This window comes from Streptomyces bottropensis ATCC 25435 (genome assembly GCF_000383595.1).
Taxonomy (GTDB): domain Bacteria; phylum Actinomycetota; class Actinomycetes; order Streptomycetales; family Streptomycetaceae; genus Streptomyces; species Streptomyces bottropensis.
In genome coordinates this window covers 6,800,418-6,822,611 of record NZ_KB911581.1, presented here as the reverse complement: position 1 = coordinate 6,822,611, position 22,194 = coordinate 6,800,418, and the positions used below count along the sequence as shown (strand labels likewise).

The 22,194-nt window shown below is 71.5% G+C and carries 19 protein-coding genes; 12 read left to right on the top strand and 7 right to left on the bottom strand.

Translation table 11 applies throughout. From position 1 onward, the window contains the following. The first annotated feature begins 16 nt into the window (after positions 1–16). Together STRBO_RS0130385 and STRBO_RS42315 are read left to right on the top strand one after the other, a co-directional pair. Positions 17–1,243 (top strand): MFS transporter, encoded by a 1,227-nt coding sequence (locus tag STRBO_RS0130385; RefSeq protein WP_005478490.1) that lies wholly within the window; start codon positions 17–19, stop codon positions 1,241–1,243. 110 nt (positions 1,244–1,353) lie between these two features. After that, complete coding sequence (locus STRBO_RS42315; RefSeq protein ID WP_005478488.1) at positions 1,354–1,812, top strand: GNAT family N-acetyltransferase; 459 nt, start codon at positions 1,354–1,356, stop codon at positions 1,810–1,812. Positions 1,813–1,840: 28 nt separating this feature from the next. On the opposite strand, the gene STRBO_RS0130380 is transcribed toward STRBO_RS42315, so the two are convergent. The 3 genes from STRBO_RS0130380 to STRBO_RS0130370 all read right to left on the bottom strand — a co-directional run bounded on the left by STRBO_RS0130380 (position 1,841) and on the right by STRBO_RS0130370 (position 4,996). Beyond that, the gene (locus STRBO_RS0130380; RefSeq protein WP_005478487.1) at positions 1,841–3,595 is read right to left on the bottom strand and encodes an NAD+ synthase; all 1,755 of its coding nucleotides are present in this window, start codon (positions 3,593–3,595) and stop codon (positions 1,841–1,843) included. Positions 3,596–3,684: 89 nt separating this feature from the next. Then, positions 3,685–4,305, bottom strand: coding sequence for a DUF305 domain-containing protein (locus tag STRBO_RS0130375; protein WP_005478485.1), 621 nt, complete (start codon positions 4,303–4,305; stop codon positions 3,685–3,687). Positions 4,306–4,333: 28 nt separating this feature from the next. Beyond that, the gene (locus STRBO_RS0130370; protein ID WP_020115299.1) at positions 4,334–4,996 is read right to left on the bottom strand and encodes a thioredoxin-like domain-containing protein; all 663 of its coding nucleotides are present in this window, start codon (positions 4,994–4,996) and stop codon (positions 4,334–4,336) included. A 391-nt stretch (positions 4,997–5,387) separates the two neighbouring features. Between STRBO_RS0130370 and STRBO_RS0130365 the strand changes: the two genes are divergently transcribed. Further along, a complete protein-coding gene (locus STRBO_RS0130365) occupies positions 5,388–6,749 on the top strand; it encodes a glutamine synthetase family protein (protein WP_005478482.1) in 1,362 nt (453 codons plus the stop codon). Positions 6,750–6,857: 108 nt separating this feature from the next. Here STRBO_RS0130365 and STRBO_RS0130360 read toward each other — a convergent pair whose 3' ends face one another. Both STRBO_RS0130360 and STRBO_RS0130355 read right to left on the bottom strand, forming a co-directional pair. Continuing rightward, positions 6,858–7,301, bottom strand: a complete 444-nt coding sequence (locus STRBO_RS0130360; RefSeq protein WP_005478481.1) for a VOC family protein — start codon at positions 7,299–7,301, stop codon at positions 6,858–6,860. A 58-nt stretch (positions 7,302–7,359) separates the two neighbouring features. Next, complete coding sequence (locus tag STRBO_RS0130355) at positions 7,360–7,875, bottom strand: pyridoxamine 5'-phosphate oxidase family protein (protein ID WP_005478480.1); 516 nt, start codon at positions 7,873–7,875, stop codon at positions 7,360–7,362. Between the two features lie 816 nt (positions 7,876–8,691). Here STRBO_RS0130355 and STRBO_RS0130345 point away from each other — a divergent pair. After that, positions 8,692–11,703 (top strand): bifunctional [glutamine synthetase] adenylyltransferase/[glutamine synthetase]-adenylyl-L-tyrosine phosphorylase, encoded by a 3,012-nt coding sequence (locus tag STRBO_RS0130345; protein ID WP_005478477.1) that lies wholly within the window; start codon positions 8,692–8,694, stop codon positions 11,701–11,703. A gap of 44 nt (positions 11,704–11,747) precedes the next feature. After that, on the top strand, positions 11,748–12,479 hold the full coding sequence (locus tag STRBO_RS40680; protein WP_005478476.1) for a LysR substrate-binding domain-containing protein: 732 nt from the start codon (positions 11,748–11,750) through the stop codon (positions 12,477–12,479). Between the two features lie 72 nt (positions 12,480–12,551). On the opposite strand, the gene STRBO_RS0130335 is transcribed toward STRBO_RS40680, so the two are convergent. Beyond that, a complete protein-coding gene (locus STRBO_RS0130335; RefSeq protein ID WP_005478475.1) occupies positions 12,552–13,415 on the bottom strand; it encodes a phosphatase PAP2 family protein in 864 nt (287 codons plus the stop codon). A gap of 132 nt (positions 13,416–13,547) precedes the next feature. Continuing rightward, complete coding sequence (locus STRBO_RS0130330; protein ID WP_020115298.1) at positions 13,548–14,582, bottom strand: LacI family DNA-binding transcriptional regulator; 1,035 nt, start codon at positions 14,580–14,582, stop codon at positions 13,548–13,550. 472 nt (positions 14,583–15,054) lie between these two features. Here STRBO_RS0130330 and STRBO_RS0130325 point away from each other — a divergent pair, with 472 nt between their 5' ends. The 7 genes from STRBO_RS0130325 to STRBO_RS0130295 all read left to right on the top strand — a co-directional run bounded on the left by STRBO_RS0130325 (position 15,055) and on the right by STRBO_RS0130295 (position 22,109). Continuing rightward, entirely contained in the window at positions 15,055–16,326 is a 1,272-nt protein-coding gene (locus STRBO_RS0130325) for an extracellular solute-binding protein (RefSeq protein ID WP_005478473.1), read from the top strand. Positions 16,327–16,448: 122 nt separating this feature from the next. Beyond that, the gene (locus STRBO_RS0130320; RefSeq protein ID WP_005478471.1) at positions 16,449–17,453 is read left to right on the top strand and encodes a carbohydrate ABC transporter permease; all 1,005 of its coding nucleotides are present in this window, start codon (positions 16,449–16,451) and stop codon (positions 17,451–17,453) included. A 13-nt stretch (positions 17,454–17,466) separates the two neighbouring features. Next, positions 17,467–18,378, top strand: a complete 912-nt coding sequence (locus STRBO_RS0130315) for a sugar ABC transporter permease (RefSeq protein ID WP_005478470.1) — start codon at positions 17,467–17,469, stop codon at positions 18,376–18,378. Positions 18,379–18,575: 197 nt separating this feature from the next. Further along, the gene (locus tag STRBO_RS0130310) at positions 18,576–20,252 is read left to right on the top strand and encodes a glycoside hydrolase family 13 protein (protein ID WP_005478469.1); all 1,677 of its coding nucleotides are present in this window, start codon (positions 18,576–18,578) and stop codon (positions 20,250–20,252) included. A gap of 179 nt (positions 20,253–20,431) precedes the next feature. Further along, complete coding sequence (locus STRBO_RS0130305) at positions 20,432–20,689, top strand: hypothetical protein (protein ID WP_005478467.1); 258 nt, start codon at positions 20,432–20,434, stop codon at positions 20,687–20,689. A 91-nt stretch (positions 20,690–20,780) separates the two neighbouring features. After that, a complete protein-coding gene (locus STRBO_RS0130300) occupies positions 20,781–21,776 on the top strand; it encodes a cyanobactin maturation protease PatG family protein (RefSeq protein ID WP_005478466.1) in 996 nt (331 codons plus the stop codon). 141 nt (positions 21,777–21,917) lie between these two features. Further along, positions 21,918–22,109, top strand: a complete 192-nt coding sequence (locus tag STRBO_RS0130295; RefSeq protein ID WP_020115296.1) for a hypothetical protein — start codon at positions 21,918–21,920, stop codon at positions 22,107–22,109. The last annotated feature ends 85 nt before the right edge of the window (positions 22,110–22,194 follow it).

Here is a 22,194-nt window from a genome sequence, read left to right as displayed (position 1 = left end):
CCTGAAAGGTCCCGCCATGCCCTTGGCCCTGCTCGCTCTCGCCGTAGGCGCCTTCGGAATCGGCACGACCGAGTTCGTCATCATGGGCCTCCTCCCGGAGGTCGCGGCCGACCTCGGCATCTCGATCCCCGCCGCCGGCCACCTCGTCTCCGCGTACGCGCTGGGTGTCGTCATCGGCGCCCCGCTGCTCGCCGCCGTCACGGCCCGGCTGCCCCGCCGCAAGGTCCTGATCGGGCTGATGGTCCTCTTCGTCGTCGGCAACGTGCTCTCCGCACTCGCCCCCGACGAGCACTGGCTGCTCGCCGCCCGCTTCCTCAGCGGTCTGCCGCACGGCGCCTTCTTCGGCGTCGGCGCGGTCGTCGCGACCGGCCTCGTGGCGCCGGAGCGCAAGGCCCGCTCGGTCTCCCTGATGTTCCTCGGCCTGACGATCGCCAACGTCGCGGGCGTCCCCGCCGCGACCCTCGTGGGCCAGCACTTCGGCTGGCGGATCACCTTCGTCGGGGTCGGCGTGATCGGCCTCGCGGCGATCGCCTCCCTGGCGCTCCTGCTGCCGGACGACCGGGCGGAGGCCCGCCCCTTGGCCGGCCTGCGCGGCGAACTGGGCGCCCTGCGCTCGCTGCCCGTCTGGCTCGCCCTCGGCACGACCGTCGCCGGCTTCGGCGCGCTCTTCTCCGCCTACAGCTACATCACGCCCATGCTCACGGACTCCGCCGGGTACGCCGAGACCAGCGTGACCCTGCTCCTCGCGCTGTTCGGCGTCGGCGCGACCATCGGGAACCTGGCCGGCGGCCGTCTCGCCGACCACTCCCTGCGGGGCACCCTCTTCGGCGGCCTGGCGTCGCTGATCGCGGTCCTCGCGCTGTTCCCGGTCCTGATGTCGGCCCAGTGGAGCGCCGCGCTGGCCGTCCTCCTCCTCGGCGTCGCCGCCTTCACCACCGGCTCGCCCCTGCAGCTGATGGTCATGGAGAAGGCCGCCACGGCCCCCTCCCTCGCCTCCTCCGCCAACCAGGCCGCCTTCAACCTCGCCAACGCCGGCGGCGCCTGGACCGGCGGCCTGGCCCTCTCCGCCGGTCTCGGCGCCACGGCCCCGGCGACGGTGGGCGCGGTTCTCGCGCTGGTCGGCCTGGCGGTCGCCGGCGTGGCCTACACCGTGGACCACCGCCGAGCGGCCGTCGCCCCGCCGCAGCGCGGCCGCGTGGTGGCCTCCCACGTGCCGGGGGAGTCGGAGACGGTACGCGTCTGATCCGGCGCGCGTCCGAGAGGGCGCGGCCATGAGACGCCGCGCGTCCGAGACGCGCGGCGCCCACCGAAATCGCCTCGCGCACGAGCCGCCCCCGGCCTGGCCTCGCGGCCATGACGGCACACGAAGCGACCGAGGGCGCACGGATCGCACCCGCAGGAACGAACCCGGTGATCCGGTGGGAGACCGCCGACGATCACCGGGCGGTGCGCGAGGTGCACACCCCGCGCCTTCGGCGACGGCGAGCGGGTCCCCGCCCTCGTGGAGCCCCTGCGCGTCACGGAGGCCGCGACGGCGCCCCGGTCCCTCGTCTGTCCCTCGTCGCCACCGTCGAGGACCGGGTCGCCGGGCACGTCCTGCTGAGCGCGGCGCGCCTGGACGCCCCGCGCCGGATCGTGGACGTCCTGACCCTGTCGCCGCTCGGCGTGCTTCCGGAGTTCCAGGGCCAGGGCATCGGCGCACGGCTCATCGCCCACGCCCCCCGCGGCGGCCGACGGCCAGGGTGTGCCGCTGGTCTTCCTGGAGGGGCCCCACTACCACGGCACGCGCGGCTTCGAGGGCGCCGGCCCTGAGGCGACGCCCTCGGGCCCCGGCCGGTCCCTACGCCTGCTCCCGCCATCGGTTGGTGATCGGCAGCCGGCGGTCCTTGCCGAACCCCTTCGGGGAGATCTTCGTGCCCGGCGGGTACTGCCGCCGCTTGTACTCGGCGGTGTCGACCATGCGGAGGGTCTTCGACACCAGCTCCCGGTCGAACCCGGCGGCCACGATCGCGTCGGCGCCCTGGTCGCGGTCGACGTACAGCTCCAGGATCGCGTCCAGGACCGGGTAGTCCGGCAGGGAGTCCGTGTCGACCTGGCCGGGACGCAGCTCGGCGCTCGGCGGCTTGGAGATGGAGTTCTCCGGGATCGGCGGGGTCTGCCCCCGCTCCGCCGCCGCCCGGTTGCGCCACTCCGCCAGCCGGAAGATCGACGTCTTGTACACGTCCTTGATGGGGCCGTAGGCGCCCACCGAGTCGCCGTACAGCGTCGAGTACCCGACCGCCAGCTCCGACTTGTTGCCGGGGGCCAGCACGATGTGGCCCTCCTGGTTGGAGATCGCCATCAGCAGGGTGCCGCGCAGCCGGGACTGGAGGTTCTCCTCGGCCAGATCCGTCAGCTGCGTCGACGCCATGTACGCGTCGAACATCGGGGCGATCGGGATCGTGCGGAAGTTGAGCCCCGTCCGGCGCGCCAGCTCCGCCGCGTCGCCCTTGGAGTGGTCCGAGGAGTACTTCGAGGGCATGGACACGCCGTACACGTTCTGCGCGCCCAGCGCGTCGCACGCGAGCGCCGCGACGAGCGCCGAGTCGATGCCGCCGGAGAGGCCGATCAGGACGGACCGGAAGCCGTTCTTCGCCGCGTACGCCCGCAGGCCGACCACCAGCGCCGAGTACACCTCCTCGTCGTCGTCGAGGCGCTCCGCGTACCCGCCGGTCAGCTCCGGCTCGTACGCGGGCAGCGGCTCCTCGGAGATGACGAGGCGGTCGACGCGCAGGCCGTCGTCGACGACCCCGGTGACCGGTTCGGCGGCGCCCGCCGGCAGCTCCAGGTCGAGGACGACACATCCCTCGGAGAACTGCGGCGCCCGCGCGACCACCTCGCCGTGGCGGTCCACCACGATGGAGTCGCCGTCGAAGACCAGCTCGTCCTGGCCGCCGATCATCGCCAGGTAGGCGGTGGTGCAGCCGGCCTCCTGCGCGCGCTTGCGGACCAGTTCCAGGCGGGTGTCGTCCTTGTCGCGCTCGTACGGCGAGGCGTTGATGGAGAGCAGCAGCCCGGCCCCGGCGGACCGGGCCGCCGGGACGCGGCCGCCGTCCTGCCACAGGTCCTCGCAGATGGCGAGGGCGATGTCGACGCCGTGCAGCCGCACGACGGGCATGGTGTCGCCGGGCACGAAGTAGCGGAACTCGTCGAACACGCCGTAGTTGGGCAGGTGGTGCTTGGCGTAGGTGAGGGCCACCTCGCCCCGGTACAGCACCGCCCCCGCGTTGCGCGGAGCCCCCGCGGGCTGGCCGTACTTCGGGGCGGCGGACTCGGAACGGTCGAGGTAGCCGAGCACCACCGGCAGCTCCCCGAAGCCCTCGTCGGCGAGCCGCGCCGCGAGCGCCCGCAGCGCGGAGCGGGAGGCCTCCACGAAGGACTGGCGCAGCGCCAGGTCCTCGACGGGATACCCGGTCAGCACCATCTCGGGGAACGCGACCAGATGCGCTCCCTGTTCGGCGGAGTGCCGGGTCCAGCGGACCACCGCCTCGGCGTTCTGGGCGATGTCGCCGACCGTCGAGTCGATCTGATTCAAGGCGAGACGAAGTTGAGGCACGGGCCCAGTGTAATCGTCAGAGCGACGCTATGGGGTGTGGGGCGCCCCACGTTCGGCGCGCCCCCGCGCCCCCGCGCGCCGGGCTGGGGCTACCGGGGCGCGGCCCCCCGGTCCTTGAGCATCCCCGTCATCAACGAGATCTCGGACTCCTGGGCGTTGACCATGCCCTGCGCGAGCTTCTTCTCCACGCCGACCGTGCACTTGGAGACACAGCCCTGCGCCATGTGGACGCCACCCTTGTGGTGGTCGATCATCAGCTGGAGGAAGAAGACCTCGGCCCGCTTGCCGTTGAGCTTGCCGAGCTCGTCCATCTCGGCGTCGGTGGCCATGCCCGGCATCAGTGCGCCGTCCTCGCCGGAGGCCATGCCGCCCATGCCCATCCAGGCCATCGGCTCGTCCGACGACACCTTCGGCAGGCCCCACAGATCGAGCCAGCCGATCATCATGCCGCGCTGGTTGGCCTGCGTCTGCGCGATGTCGTACGCGAGCCGCCGGACCTCCTCGTCGTCCGTCCGGTCGCGCACGGTGTACGACATCTCGACGGCCTGCTGGTGATGGACGGCCATGTCCCGGGCGAACCCCGCGTCGGCGGAGTCGGCGGCGGGGGCCTTGAGCCCGGACCCGTCACCGTCGGCGACCGCGTAGGTGATCGCCCCGGCCGCGACGAGCGCCGCCGCGGCCCCGGAGGCGATCCAACCGATGTGTTTCATGCTTCCCACTGTCCCAGGCCCGCTGCCGCTAGGAGATGCCGTTGGTGCAGGCGGCACCCGGCTCGGGCGTCTGCTCGCCCTGGACGTAGGACTCGAAGAACTTGTCGACATCGGGGTCCTTCGCGCTGGTCACCGTGCGCTGATGGCCCCACGCGCTGAGCATGATCGGGTCCTTCTGGTCCTCGACCGGGCTCATCAGCGTGTACGGCGTCTTCTTGACCTTCTCAGCGAGCGCCTTCACGTCGGCCTCGGAGGCCTTGCTGTTGTACGAGACCCAGACCGCGCCGTGCTCCAGGGAGTGCACGGCGTTCTCGTTCTTGATCGCCTTGTCGTAGACGTCGCCGTTGCAGTTCTGCCAGACCGGGTTGTGGTCGCCGCCCACCGGGGGCTCCATCGGGTACGTCACGCTCTTGGTGACGTGGTTCTGGGTGAGCTTGGTGCTCCAGGTCCTGACGCCGTCGGACCCGGTCTTCCACTTGCCCGACGACTTGGAGTCGCTCGCCGTGCTGCCGCTGTCGTCGTCGGACTGCGAGCGGATCAGGACCGTCCCGCCCACCACGAGGCCGGCGACTATCAGCACGCTGGCGCCGATCGTGAGGATCCGGGTCCGGCGCTCACGGGAGCGCTCGGCACGGCGCATCGCCTCGATGCGCGCCTTGCGGTCCCCGCTGCTGTTGGTCTTGGCGGCCATGGGGTGTGTCCTTAGTGGGGGATGGGTCGGATGGGACGGTCGGATCAGCTGATCGTAAGTTGATCCGCTCCCTCGCGTAAACGAGGGATCCCGCCTCCCATGCTGCCCCGCCGGCCCCGCGGACCGCCCACGGAACGACACGGGCGTTACGGATGTCGGCCCGAGCAGGCAAGATGGGCGGCAGAGCGGTTGAGCGGCACAGGGAGCGGTACTCCCGCACAGTGGGAGGTACACCTGCCGTACACCGGGCGTTCGGCCGGAGGTCGGTTTGCCGATCAAGGTGCGCAACGCGCATGAAATGGTGTTGTGGTGGGATGCTCAGGTGCCCGACCGCCTCCCGTCGCTCGGGAGCAAGGCGGCCTGACCAGCAAGGAATGGGTGGAAGCGGAAGATGGACAAGCAGCAGGAGTTCGTGCTCCGTACGTTGGAGGAGCGCGACATCCGTTTCGTACGCCTGTGGTTCACGGACGTGCTGGGCTTCCTGAAGTCCGTCGCCGTGGCCCCCGCCGAGCTGGAACAGGCGTTTGACGAGGGCATCGGCTTCGACGGCTCGGCCATCGAGGGCTTCGCCCGGGTGTACGAGTCCGACATGATCGCCAAGCCGGACCCGTCGACCTTCCAGGTCCTGCCGTGGCGCGCGGAGGCCCCCGGCACCGCCCGGATGTTCTGCGACATCCTCATGCCCGACGGCTCCCCGTCCTTCGCCGACCCGCGCTACGTCCTCAAGCGCGCCCTGGCCAAGACCTCCGACCTGGGCTTCACCTTCTACACCCATCCCGAGATCGAGTTCTTCCTGCTGAAGGACAAGCCGACGGACGGCTCCCGCCCGACGCCGGCCGACAACTCGGGCTACTTCGACCACACCCCGCAGAACGTCGGCATGGACTTCCGCCGCCAGGCGATCACCATGCTGGAGTCCATGGGCATCTCGGTGGAGTTCTCCCACCACGAGGGCGCCCCGGGCCAGCAGGAGATCGACCTGCGCTACGCCGACGCGCTGTCCACGGCGGACAACATCATGACGTTCCGCCTGGTCATGAAGCAGGTGGCGCTGGAACAGGGCGTCCAGGCGACCTTCATGCCCAAGCCGTTCTCCGAGCACCCCGGCTCCGGCATGCACACGCACCTCTCCCTCTTCGAGGGCGACCGCAACGCGTTCTACGAGTCGGGCGCGGAGTACCAGCTCTCCAAGGTCGGCCGCTCCTTCATCGCGGGCCTGCTGAAGCACGCGGCCGAGATCGCCGCCGTGACCAACCAGTGGGTCAACTCCTACAAGCGCATCTGGGGCGGCTCCGAGCGCACCGCGGGCGCCGGCGGCGAGGCCCCCTCGTACATCTGCTGGGGCCACAACAACCGCTCCGCCCTGGTCCGCGTCCCCATGTACAAGCCCGGCAAGACGGGCTCGGCCCGGGTCGAGGTCCGCTCCCTGGACTCCGGCGCGAACCCCTACCTGGCCTACGCGATGCTCCTGGCCGCCGGCCTCAAGGGCATCGAGGAGGGCTACGAGCTCCCGCCGGGCGCCGAGGACGACGTCTGGGCCCTCTCCGACGCGGAACGCCGCGCGATGGGCATCGAGCCGCTCCCCCAGAACCTGGGCGAGGCTCTGTCCCTCATGGAACGCAGCGACCTGGTGGCGGAGACCCTCGGCGAACACGTCTTCGATTTCTTCCTGCGCAACAAGCGCCAGGAGTGGGAGGAGTACCGCAGCGAGGTGACCGCGTTCGAGCTGCGGAAGAACCTGCCGGTGCTGTAGGCGCAGGTCGGAGCGGGTTTCCCGCGGTGACCACACCTGGGGCCGACGGTCATCGACCGTCGGCCCCACGTCATGTCCCGCTGGTCCGCACGCGGGCGGCCGTAGGCGCTAGTGCCGCTCCGCCAGGTCCGCGAGCACCCGGTGCAGCGGTTCCGAGACCCGGCGGCGGTACTCCTGGATCGCCCACCCGTTGCCGTCCGGGTCCTTGAAGTACATGAAGGTGGCGCCGTCGTCGGGGGCGTACTCGACGGGTTCGGAGACGTCCAGGCCGCGTTCGCGCAGTTCGGCGTGGGCGGCCTTGATGTCGGCCACACAGAGCTGGAGGCCCTGGTAGGAACCGGGGGCCGGCTTGACGCCCTGGGCCATGTCCCAGATGGCGTCGCCGAGGGCGATGGAACAGCCGGAGCCCGGGGGAGTGAGCTGCACGATCCGCATGCCGGGCATGACCTCCTGGTCGATGTCGACATGGAAACCGACCTTGTCCCGGTAGAAGTCACGGGCCCGGTCGATGTCGCTGACGGGCAGCGGAATCACTTCGAGCGTGTACTGCATCCCTGGTCCTCCAAGTCGCCCTTGACGGGGTGCCTGTGCGCCGGTGTTGACCGGTTCCTCAGCCGAACCGCCACCGCGTCTGGCTGAACGGCTCCCCCTTACCGAAGCCGAAAACCGTGCCGGGCGCCACCGCGAAGACGTAGGCGTGTCCCGCGCCGTGGTGGAAACACCCCTCCCGCACCTCGAAGTGCCAGAAACGTCCGTACTTCGCCTCCCACGCGGCGGCCAGCTCACGCAGCCGCGAGTCGTCGCTCACGCGTACGGCCTCGCCCTCCACCACCAGGTCGTAGCCCTCGTCCCAGGTGTTCGTGCCGGTCGTCAGCACGACGTGCGGGTTCTCGGCGAGGTTCCTCGCCTTCCGCTCCTGCGGGCCGGTGCAGAAGTGCAGCGCCCCCTGTGACCACACGGCGGGCAACGGCGTCACATGCGGCCGTCCGTCCGGCCGCACGGTCGAGATCCAGAACATCTGGGAGCCGGACAGCCGTACCTCGGCCTCCGGCCAGGGCATCGCGGTCGCGGCGGGATCGCTGTAGCGGGGGTCGAGCCGGGTCTGCGGGGTGCGGGGCTCGGACATGGGGGCCTCTTCCTGTCACCTGATACGTACCGGTTGCCGGCTGCCGTCACAGGGCAGACCCCGCGGAGGCCGGAAACTCATCCCCAGCCGCTCGGTGCGGACCGCCGACCGCGATCACACGGCGTCCGGCGGGTCGAGCAATCGGACCGGCACAGCAGCGCCGACCGGGATCGCGAGGGCGTAGCCGACCAGGAGCCCCATGCCCGGGTCGGCCGTGGCGGGCAGCGCCCGGTTCAGGGCGGTGGCCAGGAGCAGGGACCGTCGCCGGCGTCAGGAAGGCGGTGAGCGCGGCGGCGAACGCGGTACGCCGGCGCGGCGGTCGCGCGTCGCGATACAGCTGCGACCCGGGCGGCGAGTCGGGCCGCGACGCGGGGATGCTCAGCCCGAGCGCCGGCAGACCGGGCCCGGGCAGCCGCCCGAACGGCCACCCCACCAGGGCGACGAGCCCGGCGACGGCGGCACCGCCGAGCCCCAGCGGCACGGTGTGCGCCACCGTCTCCGAGGACACCACCGCCCGCGCGACCGGTGTCGTGTCGCACGCTCCCCGCCGCCCGGCGCGTCCTCTTCCTCCACCACATCGGCAGATCAGCCGTGCGCATGGTGAACCTGGCCTCCCGGGACGGCGGCACCGGCGCGCACACCGTCAGCGGTCCGCGAAGTCCCTGGTCGCCCGGCGAGCGGGCCACCGGACCCCGCCGACGGCCGACCGGCGCTTCCCCCCGCCACTGCGGTTAGGCTCGTGCCCGTACGACCTTGATCGATGAAGTCGGGTGATCGGGTGAGCGGACGCGGACTTGATCCGACGGGAGGCCGGGGATGACGGCGCCGGGGCGCAGGAGCAGTACGTTCACGCGACTGCTGCGGCACGGTTTCACCGATCCGAGCGCCGCCGAGCGGCTGCTGGAGAGCGAGGAACTGTCCGCCGTACGCAACGACCCGGTGCTGCTGGACGCCCTGGGCGCGACCGCCGACCCGAACCTCGCGCTGCTGGGCCTCGTCCGGCTGCTGGAGGCGCAGCCGGACCGGACCGCGCGGCGGGCGGTGCTGGACACACTGATAGCGGCCAAGCCGCTGCGGGACCGGCTGCTGGGGGTGCTCGGCGCGTCCACCGCGCTCGGTGACCACCTGGCCCGGCACGCGCAGGACTGGCAGGCGCTCGTGACGTACGAGGCGCAGGATCTGCATCCGGGCGTCGAGGAGTTCGAGCGGGGGCTCGCCGAGGCCACCGACCCGGTCTCGCTGCGGGTCGCCTACCGCCGCTGTCTGCTCTCCATCGCCGCCCGTGACGTCTGCGGCACCACCGACCTCGCCCAGACCGCCGCCGAACTCGCCGACCTGGCCACCGCCACGCTGCGCGCCGCCCTCGCGATCGCCGGCGCCGCCGCTCCGGAGGACGTGGCGCTGTGCCGGCTCGCGGTGATCGCGATGGGCAAGTGCGGCGGCCACGAGCTGAACTACGTCTCCGACGTCGACGTCATCTTCGTGGGGGAGACCGCGGACGGGGCCGACGAGCAGAAGGCCGTCCGGGCGGCCACCCGCCTCGCCTCGCACATGATGCGGATCTGCTCGGAGACGACCGTCGAGGGCAGCATCTGGCCCGTCGACGCCAATCTGCGGCCGGAGGGGCGCAACGGCCCGCTCGTGCGCACGCTGAGCAGCCATCTCGCCTACTACCAGCGGTGGGCGAAGACCTGGGAGTTCCAGGCGCTGCTGAAGGCCCGGCCGGTCGCGGGAGACCTCGAACTGGGCGAGGCGTACGTCAGCGCGCTCCAGCCGCTCGTGTGGAAGGCCGCGGAACGGGACAACTTCGTCGCCGACGTGCAGCGCATGCGCCGCCGCGTCATCGAGAACATCCCGGCCGCCGAGGTCGACCGGCAGCTCAAGCTCGGACCGGGGGGCCTGCGGGACGTCGAGTTCGCCGTGCAGCTGCTCCAGCTCGTGCACGGGCGGGGCGACACCTCGCTGCGCAGCGGGACCACCCTCGACGCGCTGGGCGCGCTGGCCGCCGGCGGGTACGTGGGCCGGTCGGACGCGGCCCAGCTCGACGACGCCTACCGCTTCCTGCGGTCCATGGAACACCGCATCCAGCTCTACCGGCTGCGCCGCACCCACCTCGTCCCCGAGGACGACGACGACCTGCGCCGCATCGGCCGTTCGCTCGGCCTGCGCACCGATCCGGTCGCCGAGCTGAACCGCGAGTGGCGGCGCCACGCGGCCGTCGTCCGCCGGCTGCACGAGAAGCTGTTCTACCGCCCGCTCCTCGACGCCGTCGCCCAACTCGCGCCCGGCGAGACCAGGTTGCGCGCCGACGCGGCCCGCGAACGCCTCGTCGCCCTCGGCTACGCGGACCCGGCGGCCGCCCTGCGTCATCTGGAGGCCCTGGCCTCCGGTGTCTCCCGCAAGGCGGCCATCCAACGCACCCTGCTGCCGGTCCTGTTGGGCTGGTTCGCGGACTCCGCCGACCCGGACGCCGGGCTCCTCAACTTCCGCAAGGTCTCGGACGCGCTCGGCCGGACCCCCTGGTACCTCAGGCTGTTGCGCGACGAGGGGGCGGCCGCCGAGAACCTGGCCCGGGTGCTCTCCGCCGGCCGCCTCGCCCCCGACCTCCTCATGCGCGCCCCCGAGGCCGTCTCCCTCCTCGGCGACGGCGACGGGGTCGCCGGTGGGGCCGGCGGGCTCGAACCCCGCGTCCGCGCCCACCTGGAGCAGGAGATCCTCGCCGCCGTCGGCCGCGCGGACGGCGCCCAGCAGGGCGTCACGGCCGCGCGCGGCGTCCGCCGCCGCGAACTGTTCCGTACGGCCGCCCGGGACATCGTCGGCTCCTACGGCACCGAGGAGACCCCGGCCTCCGCCGACCAGGGCGCCCTCGTCGACCTCGTCGGCGGCGCGATCTCCGACCTCACCGCCGCGACCCTGGCGGGCACGCTGCGGGCGGTGGTCCGCGACCGCTGGGGCGACACCCTCCCCACCCGCTTCGCCGTCATCGGCATGGGCCGCTTCGGCGGCCACGAACTGGGCTACGGCTCCGACGCCGACGTCCTGTTCGTCCACGAACCGCGCGAGGGCGTCGACGAGCAGGAGGCGGCCCGCGCCGCGAACGCGGTCGTCGCCGAGATGCGGCGCCTGCTCCAGATCCCGAGCGCCGACCCGCCCCTTCTCATCGACGCGGACCTCCGCCCCGAGGGCAAGTCCGGTCCCGTCGTACGGACGTTGAAGTCGTACGAGGCCTACTACCGCCGCTGGTCGCTGGGCTGGGAGTCGCAGGCACTGCTGCGCGCCGAACCCGTCGCCGGTGACGAGGAGTTGGGCCGCCGCTTCATCGACCTCGTCGATCCGCTGCGCTATCCGGCGGACGGGCTCGGCGACGACGCCGTACGCGAGATCCGGCGTCTGAAGGCCCGTATGGAGTCCGAGCGGCTGCCGCGCGGCGCCGACCCGACCCTGCACACCAAGCTCGGCCGCGGCGGCCTGTCCGACGTGGAGTGGGCCGTCCAGCTGGTCCAGCTCCGGCACGCCCGCAGCGTGCCGGGCCTGCGCACGACCCGCACCCGCGGGGCCCTGGCGGCCGCGCTCGCGGCCGACCTGGTGAGCGCCGAGGACGCGGCGACCCTGGACGAGGCCTGGGTGCTGGCCACCCGCGTCCGCAACGCCGTCATGCTCGTCCGGGGCCGGGCCGGCGACACCTTCCCCTCCGACGGCCGCGAAGCCGCCGCCGTGGGCCGCTACCTGGGCTACGGTCCCGGACACGTGGGCGACATGCTCGACGACTACCGCCGGATCACGCGACGGGCTCGGGGTGTGGTGGAGGTGTTGTTCTACGGGGGGTGAGGCCGGAGCCGGGGTGGGGTGCGACCGGTGGGGCCTCTCCACGGGTGGGACCCGTCACCGGGCCCCGCGACGAACGCACCGTCGCGGCCACCCCCTCGGCCCGCCGCCGCGTCAACGCCACCCCCACGAGAACCACGACCATCCCGCTCACCGCGTCCGCCGCAGCGATCGGCAGGCAGCTCGCGGAGCCGCAGACCGCGCCGGCCGACCTGCGGACGGGGCGCACGGGACGGCTGTCCGTGCGGTACTTCGCCACGGCCGGCGCCGCCCTGGTCGCCCCCGCCGTCGCCCGGCCGCGCGCCGAGCACCCCCGCGTCCGGGTCGAACCGGGGCTCGCCGACCCCGACGACCCGCTCCCGGCCGTCAAGGGGGGCCGCGCCGGCCTCGCGCTCGTCGTACGGCCGGGCGGCGCCGACCCCGAGGGCGTCACGCTGCTGCGCCTGCTCGACGACACCTACTGCGCCGTCCTGCCCGCCGCGCACCCCCTCGCCGACCGGCCCGCCCTGGCGCGCAGCGAGTGGCCGGGGCCCCGCCTGGACGCGCAGCTGGAGGCGTGCGCGCAGGCCGCCGGGTTCAGGCCCCGGTTCGTCGTCGAGAGCGAGGACTACACGACCGCGCAGGGCTTCGTCGCCACCGGGCTGGGCGTCGGCCACATCCCCGGCCTCGGCCTCGGCAGCCCCACCCGGACGCCGTCGTACGCCGCCTCAGCGGGCCGGAACCCCGGCGCTCCATCCCCGCGGCCGTCCGCGGGACGGCTCCGGCGCAGCCGGCCCTGAGCACGTTCATGAGGGCGTTGCGGGACGCCGCAGACGCCTCGGGCCCGCGATCGGCGGCACCCGGTCTCGGCGCTACGCCTTGACCGGCGAGAGTTCCCTCTCCCCGGCCTTCCCCGCGACCTGGCGCGGCAGCGCGTACGGCAGCGCCCCGTACCAGAGGCCGGCCACGGTGTAGCCGAAGGCGAGGCACATCATGCCGCCGACCGCGTCCAGCCAGAAGTGGTTGGCGGTGGCGACGATCACCACGAGTGTCAGGGTGGGGTAGAGCAGGCCCAGCACCCGCACCCACGGCACCGACGCCAGCGCGAAGATCGTCAGCCCGCACCACAGCGACCAGCCGATGTGCATCGACGGCATCGCGGCGTACTGGTTCGACATGTTCTTCAGGTCGCCGGAGGCCATGGAGCCCCAGGTCTGGTGGACGACGACCGTGTCGATGAAGCTCTCGCCGGTCATCAGGCGGGGCGGGGCCAGCGGATAGAAGTAGTAGCCGACCAGGGCCACCGCCGTGGTGGCGAAGAGCACCAGACGGGTCGCCGCGTAGCGACCCGGATGACTACGGTAGATCCACACGAGGACACCGAGCGTGACGATGAAGTGCAGGGTCGCGTAGTAGTAGTTCATGCCGACGATCAGCCATGTCACCGAGTTCACGGAGTGGTTGATCGTCTCCTCGACCGCGATCCCGAGGTGGTGCTCCACCTTCCAGATCCAGTCGGCGTTGGCGAGCGCCTGCTTCTTCTGCTCGGGGACCGCGTTGCGGATCAGGGAGTACGTCCAGTAACTCACCGCGATCAGCAGGATCTCGAACCAGAAACGGGGACGGCGCGGAGCCCTCAGCCGGTGCAGGAACCCCTGCCCCGGCGCGTCCGTGACGGACCGCGGGGCGGCCTGCTCCCGGCCTTGCTCCAGTGTCGTCACGGTCGCCTCACCCATGGGCACAGAGTCTGCCAGATAAGCGGTACTCCACCGATCATCCTCTGGTCGGGTTCATCACGCACGTTCGTCGGGGTACGGCACAGAGCCCTCTCCTCCGTACGTATGGCACCCACCCCCGCCTTCTCCCCCCTAGGTGCGACTGCGGTCCCCGGGCGCCGAAGCGGTCGACCCCCGCACCACCAGTTCCGGCATGAACACGAACTCGCTGTGCGGCGCCGGAGTCCCGCCGATCTCCTCCAGCAACGTACGCACCGCCGCCTGCCCCATCGCCGGGACCGGCTTGCGGACGGTCGTCAGCGGGGGGTCCGTGAAGGCGATCAGAGGGGAGTCGTCGAAGCCGACGACCGAGACGTCCTGCGGCACCAGCAGGCCCCGCTGCCGTGCCGCCCGGATCGCGCCGAGCGCCATCATGTCGCTCGCGCACACCACCGCCGTGCAGTCCCGGTCGATCAGCGCGAGGGCCGCCGCCTGGCCGCCCTCCAGCGTGTACAGGGAGTGCTGGACCATCTCGGACTCGACGGTCGCGGCCGCCAGGCCCAGCAGGTCCTGCATCGTGCGGACGAAGCCCTCGATCTTGCGCTGGACCGGCACGAAGCGCTTGGGCCCGAGGGCCAGGCCTATCCGGGTGTGCCCCAGCGACACCAGATGCGTCACCGCCAGGGACATCGCCGCCCGGTCGTCGGGCGAGATGAAGGGGGCCTGCACCTTGGGCGAGAAACCGTCGACGAGCACGAACGGCACGCCCTGGGCGCGCAGTTGCTCGTAGCGCTGCATGTCGGCCGAGGTGTCCGCGTGCAGTCCGGAGACGAAGATGATGCCGGCGACCCCGCGGTCGACGAGCATCTCGGTCAGCTCGTCCTCGGTCGAACCGCCGGGGGTCTGGGTGGCGAGGACCGGGGTGTAGCCCTGCCGGGTCAGCGCCTGGCCGATGACCTGGGCCAGGGCCGGGAATATGGGGTTCTCCAGCTCCGGGGTGATGAGGCCCACCAGGCCCGCGCTGCGCTGGCGCAGTCGTACGGGCCGCTCGTAGCCCAGCACGTCGAGGGCGGCCAGAACGGACTGGCGAGTGGTCGCGGCGACGCCCGGCTTCCCGTTCAGGACGCGGCTGACAGTCGCCTCACTGACCCCCGCCTGGGCTGCGATGTCGGCAAGCCGTGTGGTCACAGCACTGGACTGTACCGGCCGCACCTGCGCTTGCCCACCGGCCCGGCCTCGGGTGCGGGCGGGGGTGCGGCCCGCTGCGGGCTGCTGCGTCATCGCGGTCCCTCGTGATTCTGGTCGGTGTCCGTGGGGGCGCCCGTGCGCGGAAAGGGGTGACTGCCTCGATCCGCAAGGCGCTGACGGAGTGATGATTGCCGTACGCGCGTGTCGTGGCAAGAGCTTGCAGAGTCTTTCATGGCCGCGCAAAGCCCCGCTGAGCGGCCCGGACATAGGGTTTCGGGGCGGTCAGGTGCAGGTCACGACGGGGTAACCATCACCGGTTCTTGCGCTTTTTTGCAGCAAGGTCTTTCGTCCGGCTTACATCGCTGTTACGTTCGGCCACGCCCGGCGGCGGCAACGGCGCGCCGGCACTCGGCGGGGACGGCAGACGGGGCCTCCCTCCCGGCACACGGGCTTTCACCCTCAAGGAGATCTCATGCGGCGTGGCATAGCGGCCACCGCGCTGGTGGCGTCGATCGCCCTCACGGCGACGGCCTGCGGCGGAAGCGACAGCGGCGACTCGGCCGACGGTCCGGTCACCATCACCTGGTGGGACACCTCCAACGCCACCAATGAGGCACCGACGTACAAGGCCTTGGTCAAGGAGTTCGAGGCCGCCCACAAGAACATCAAGGTCAAGTACGTCAACGTGCCCTTCGACCAGGCGCAGAACAAGTTCGACACCGCCGCCGGCGCCACGGGCGCCCCGGACATCCTGCGCTCCGAGGTCGGCTGGACCCCGGCCTTCGCCAAGAAGGGCTTCTTCCTGCCGCTGGACGGCACCGAGGCCCTCAAGGACCAGGGCGAGTTCCAGCCCAGCCTGATCGAGCAGGCCCAGTACGACGGCAAGACCTACGGAGTCCCGTTCGTCACCGACACCCTCGCGCTGGTCTACAACAAGGCCCTCTTCGAGAAGGCCGGCATCACCGAGGCCCCCAAGAGCTGGGACGACCTGAAGAAGGCCGCCGCCACCATCAAGGCCAAGACCGGCGTCGACGGCTACTGGGGCTCCACCCAGGCCTACTACGCCCAGTCCTTCCTCCACGGCGAGGGCACCGACACCGTCGACGTCGCGCAGAAGAAGATCACCGTCAACTCCGCCGAGGCGAAGAAGGCGTACGGCACCTGGCTCGGCCTCTTCGACGGCAAGGGCCTGCACAAGGCGGACACCACCGCCGACGCCTACGCCCACATCCAGGACGCCTTCGTCAACGGCAAGGTCGCCTCGATCGTCCAGGGCCCGTGGGAGATCACCAACTTCTACAAGGGCTCGGCGTTCAAGGACAAGGCCAACCTGGGCATCGCCACCGTCCCGGCCGGTTCCACCGGCAAGGCGGGCGCCCCGACCGGCGGCCACAACCTCTCCGTGTACGCCGGCTCGGACAAGGCGCACCAGGAGGCGTCGCTGAAGTTCGTGAACTTCATGACCTCGGCGAAGTCGCAGGAGACCATCGCCCTGAAGAACTCCACGCTGCCCACCCGCGACGACGCCTATACCAGCGAGGTCAAGGCCGACCCGGGCATCGCCGGCTACCAGACCGTGCTGGCCGCCGCCCAGCCGCGGCCCGAGCTGCCGGAGTACAGCTCCCTGTGGGGCCCGCTCGACACCGAGCTGCTCGCGATCGCCGGCGGCAAGGAGTCCCTCGACAAGGGCCTCGGCAACGCGGAGACCGCGATCGCCAAGCTGGTCCCGGACTTCAGCAAGTGACCCCGTGTGGCCGCCGCGTCCCGCCCCGGACCACCGGGGACGGGCGCGGCGGCCACCGGCCGGCCCCCCACGCCCCAGCCCCCGAGCGGCCCAGCCCCTGATCCTCCAGAAGGTGTCGAACGATGACAGTCGCCATCGACCGTGCGACCGGCAAGCGCAGAGGTGAACCGGGCGGGCGCCCGGGCCGGCTCACGCGTCTGAGGCAGTCGTACCAGCGGTACTGGTACGCGTACGCGATGATCGCCCCGGTGGTCGTCGTGCTCGGCGTCCTGGTGCTGTATCCGCTGGCCCGCGGCTTCTACCTCACCCTCACCAACGCCAACAGCCTCAACTCGGCGCGCACGATCGGCGTCAACCACATCGAGGCCACCTACGAGTTCATCGGCTTCGACAACTACGCCGACATCCTGTGGGGCCCGACCTCCTACGACCGCTTCTGGTCGCACTTCGTCTGGACGATCGCCTGGACGGCCCTGTGCGTCGCCCTGCACTACCTCATCGGCCTCGGCCTCGCGCTGCTGCTCAACCAGAAGCTGCGCGGCCGCACCTTCTACCGGCTGATCCTGGTCCTGCCGTGGGCCGTCCCCACCTTCGTCACCGTCTTCGGCTGGCGGTTCATGCTCGCCGACGGCGGTGTCATCAACGCCGGCCTCGAAGCGCTGCACCTGCCGACGCCGCTGTGGCTGGAGGACACCTTCTGGCAGCGGTTCGCCGCGATCATGGTCAACACCTGGTGCGGGGTGCCGTTCATGATGGTCTCGCTGCTCGGCGGACTGCAGTCCATCGACACGACCCTGTACGAGGCCGCGGAGATGGACGGCGCGAGCGCCTGGCAGCGCTTCCGCCACGTCACCCTGCCGGGCCTGCGCTCCGTCAGCTCCACCGTCGTCCTCCTCGGCGTCATCTGGACCTTCAACCAGTTCGCCGTCATCTTCCTGCTGTTCGGCGACACCGCGCCCGAGGCGCAGATCCTCGTGACCTGGGCGTACTACCTCGGCTTCGGGCAGCAGCCGCGGGACTTCGCGCAGTCGGCGGCCTACGGCATCCTGCTGCTGGCCATCCTGATCGTCTTCACCTCCGTCTACCGCCGCTGGCTGAACCGCGATGAGCAGCAGCTCGCGATCTGAGGCAGGAGCCCCCATGAGCACCACGACCGTCAAGACCACGGCCGGCGAGGACGGGCCGGTCGCGCGGACCGCCCCGGCGCCCAGGACACGCCGACGCGGTGAGAACAGCCCCGCCGGCGCTTTCGCCTCCCACACGATCCTCGTGCTGGCGAGCCTGGCCGCGCTCTTCCCGATCGCCTGGCTGGTCTTCCTGTCCCTGGGTCCGGACAAGGACGATTACCTGCATCCCGGACGCATCTTCGGCAAAATGACCTTTGCCAACTACTCGTACGTGCTCCAGGAGACACCGTTCTTCGACTGGCTGGTCAGCACCCTCGTCGTCTCGCTCGGCACCACCGTCATCGGGGTGCTGATCGCGGCGACCACGGGCTATGCCGTCTCCCGCATGCGCTTTCCGGGCTACCGGAAGTTCATGTGGGTGCTCCTGGTCACGCAGATGTTCCCGGTGGCCGTCCTGATGGTGCCGATGTACGAGATCCTCTCGGAACTGAAGCTCATCGACAGCTACCTCGGCCTCGTCCTCGTCTACTGCTCGACGGCCGTGCCGTACTGCGCCTGGCTGCTCAAGGGCTACTTCGACACGATCCCCTTCGAGATCGACGAGGCCGGACGCGTCGACGGGCTGAGCCCCTTCGGCACGTTCGCGCGGCTGATCCTGCCGCTCGCCAGGCCGGGCCTCGCGGTCGCCGCGTTCTACAGTTTCATCACCGCGTTCGGGGAGGTCGCCTTCGCCTCGACGTTCATGCTGTCCGACACCAAGTACACCTTCGCCGTCGGCCTGCAGAGCTTCGTCAGCGAACACGACGCGCAGCGCAACCTGATGGCCGCCACCGCGGTCCTGGTCGCGATCCCCGTCTCCGCGTTCTTCTACCTCGTGCAGAAGAACCTGGTCACCGGCCTGACCGCGGGCGGCACGAAAGGCTGACCGCCGACAGGGCCGTGAGGGGGCCGTCGCTCGCCGCGGCTCTCGTGGGGGCCGGTCGCGCGGTTCACCGCGCCCCTTCGGGGGCGCCCGAAGACCCGAGACGGCCGCGCTGGCCATCCGACCCCGCTGTCACCGCGGCCGTCTCGCCCACATCCTCATCCTTCCGCCCAGATGACCCGCCACGCATCAAGGACGTCATGAGCCACCAGCACTCCACCACCACCCCCACCGCGACCCCCACCGAGGCGCAGCGCAGCGACTGGTGGCGCGACGCGGTGATCTACCAGGTCTATCCGCGCAGCTTCGCCGACAGCAACGGCGACGGCATGGGCGACCTGGAGGGCGTACGTTCCCGGCTCCCGTACCTGCGCGACCTCGGCATCGACGCCGTGTGGCTCAGCCCCTTCTACGCCTCCCCGCAGGCCGACGCCGGCTACGACGTCGCCGACTACCGCGCGGTGGACCCGATGTTCGGGTCGCTGCTGGACGCCGACGCCCTGATCCGCGACGCCCACGAGCTGGGCCTGCGCATCATCGTCGACCTGGTCCCCAACCACTCCTCCGACCAGCACGAGTGGTTCCGGCGGGCGGTCGCGGAGGGTCCCGGCTCGCCGCTGCGCGACCGCTACCACTTCCGCGAGGGCAAGGGCGCCTGTGGCGAACTCCCCCCGAACGACTGGGAGTCCATCTTCGGCGGCCCGGCCTGGACGCGGGTGACGGAGCCGGACGGCACCCCGGGCGCCTGGTACCTGCACCTGTTCGCCCCGGAGCAGCCCGACTTCAACTGGGACCACCCGGCGGTCGGCGACGAGTTCCGCTCCGTGCTCCGCTTCTGGCTCGACATGGGCGTGGACGGCTTCCGCATCGATGTGGCCCACGGCCTGGTCAAGGCCGAGGGCCTCCCGGATCTCGGCGCCCACGACCAGCTGAAACTGCTGGGCAACGATGTCATGCCGTTCTTCGACCAGGACGGCGTCCACGCGATCTACCGCGAGTGGCGCCTGGTGCTGGACGAGTACGCCGGGGAGCGCATCTTCGTGGCGGAGGCGTGGACCCCCACCGTCGAACGCACCGCGAACTACGTCCGCCCGGACGAACTGCACCAGGCCTTCAACTTCCAGTACCTGAGCACGGCCTGGGACGCGGCCGAGCTGAAGACCGTCATCGACCGCACCCTGGACGCGATGCGCCCGGTGAACGCCCCCGCCACCTGGGTCCTGTCGAACCACGACGTGACCCGCCACGCGACCCGCTTCGCCAACGAGCCGGGCCTCGGCACGCAGATCCGCCTCGCGGGCGACCGCGCGCTGGGGCTGCGCCGCGCCCGCGCCGCCTCGCTGCTGATGCTGGCCCTGCCGGGCTCGGCGTACGTCTACCAGGGCGAGGAACTGGGCCTGCCCGACGTCGTCGACCTCCCGGACGAGGTCCGCCAGGACCCGGCGTACTTCCGGGGCGCGGGCCAGGACGGCTTCCGCGACGGCTGCCGCGTCCCGATCCCGTGGACCCGGTCCGGCTCGTCGTACGGCTTCGGCGCGGGAGGCTCCTGGCTGCCGCAGCCCGCCGAATGGGGCGAGCTGAGCATCGAGGCCCAGACGGGCGCGGCGGACTCGACCCTGGAGCTGTACCGCGCCGCCCTGTCCGTCCGCCGGGAGGAACCCGGCCTGGGCGCGGGCGACTCGGTCGAGTGGCTGAAGGCACCCGAGGGTGTCCTGGCCTTCCGTCGGGGCGACTTCGTGTGCGCGGCGAACACGACGGGCGAGGCGGTCACGATCCCCGCGTACGGCCGTGTCCTGCTCGCCAGCGCCGAGGTGACCGTGGCCGAGAACGAGGCGAAGCTGCCGGGGGACACGACGGTCTGGTGGACGACCGGCTGAACCTCCGCAGTACGCCGGCCGCGCGGCACCCGCGGCCGGCCTTCAGGGCCCGTCGCCCCGCACCGGGGCGGCGGGCCCTGCCGCGTCGTCCGGCCGGGGTGCGTCCCACGTGCCTCAGGAGGACAGTGGAAAGAGGTGGGGGCGACGGGGAGATCGGCCAACACCGGGATGTGAGCTAGATGGTTGACGGTACAACGAGCGGTCGGGACCCGGCCGAGGAGACCGTGGCCCGCGACTCGCACGGGCCGTCCCGTCCCGCCCGGTCCCGCCACCGGGTCCGCATCCCCGGCTTCGCGCGTGAGGACGGGGACATCGGGCTGGGCGACGCCGTCGCCCGTGTGACCGCGGCGGTGGGGGTCCGGCCCTGCGGCGGCTGCGAGCGCAGGGCCGCGGCCCTGAACCGGTGGATGACGATCGACGGCGGACGAGAACGCTGAGCACCGCGCGAGGCGCGTGCACGACTCAGGATGCCCGGTGCGCGACCGCTCCGGGCCGCCAGCCCGACGAAGCGTGCGTGAGGAGTGACCCATGGACCCCGAGATCACCGACGGTGTCACCGACACGAGTCCTCCCTCGGAGGCCGGGCCACGATCGGCGGCACCGGCACCGGCACCGGCTCCGGCCCCGATACCCGCGTCCGATCCCGGCGACGCCCGACCCGTGCCCGTGGAGTCCGGTGTCACCCAGGCCTGTTGCGGCTGCGGGGAGACCGGTTCCCACCAGGGCGGCGGGACGGGGCACGGCGACACCGGCCCCGCCTACGTCTACGTCCTCGGACGCGTGCGCGCCGTGTTCCCCGATCTCTCCGTCCAGCAGGAGTTCTCGCAGGTCGCCGGCGCCGACGGAAGCCGTGACGCCACCGACGCCGACGCGCTGTACCGGGTTCTCTCCGCTCCGGAGAACCGCTACATCGCCCGGCAGATGTGCTACGTCCTGTCCGTCCAGGGCGTCGACACCTACGTGTTGGAGCCCGTCGAATCCGCGGGCCTGGACGACCTGTTGGAGTCCCTGCGCCCGGTCCGGGACTGCCGCGACCTCGCTGTGGTCGTCGGTACTCTCGGCCCGCTCGTGCCGCCGGGCGCGTGCCAGGGACTCTCCGTCCCGGTCGTCCATGTCGAGAAGATCTGGGCCTTCGACAGCAGGGAGCTGATCGAGGCGATCGACCGCCCCGAGGACACCTCCCGCAAGGAGTTCGAGAGGACCGCCAGAGAGGTGCTCGACCGGGTGCTCCAGCTCAACAACAACGCCGGCCTCGACCCGACCCACCGGGCCCTCAACTACCTGACCGTGCGGGAGCAGGAGATCTACCGGAAGACCAGTGAGCTGCGCGCCGAGGGCTACGCCCTGTCCGGCGTGGAAGCGGCGCCCTCCCGGCTCAGCGTGGGTGCCCAGAGCGTCGTCACGGTCGTCCTCTCCTACACCCACCGCCGGACCAACGTCACCGAGAAGCTGTTCGTCCGGGTAGGCGTCTCCGGACTGTTCCCCTACCGGGTGACCCCGGTCCAGCGCTACTACGACCGGTGAGCGTCACGAGGCGAGAAGGAACGAAGCGACGAGAGCCACGAGACCGACGAGACCGACGAGAGCGACGAAGCAACCAGAGAGACGAAACGACCAAAGAGACGAGACACCGAAAGAGACGACAGGGAGAAGAGGCGAACGGACATGCGTATCCCCGGATTCGCCGTCGAGCCGACGGCGGCACGCGGAGCGAACACCGGTGATCTGCTCGTTCCGCAGCAGTTCACCTGCGAGGAGGAACTGAGGCCGGTCTGCCGCCATCAGTGCCGGAATGCCCACAACCCCGCGGCGTGCGTACGGAAGTGCGTGGCGAGGCTCTGCGCGGAGAAGTGGTGACCTCGCGATGAGCCTGCCAGGATTCAACGGCACGCCGGCGGGTGTGACGGCCGGTGACCGGGTCGTCCCCCAGCAGATCACCTGC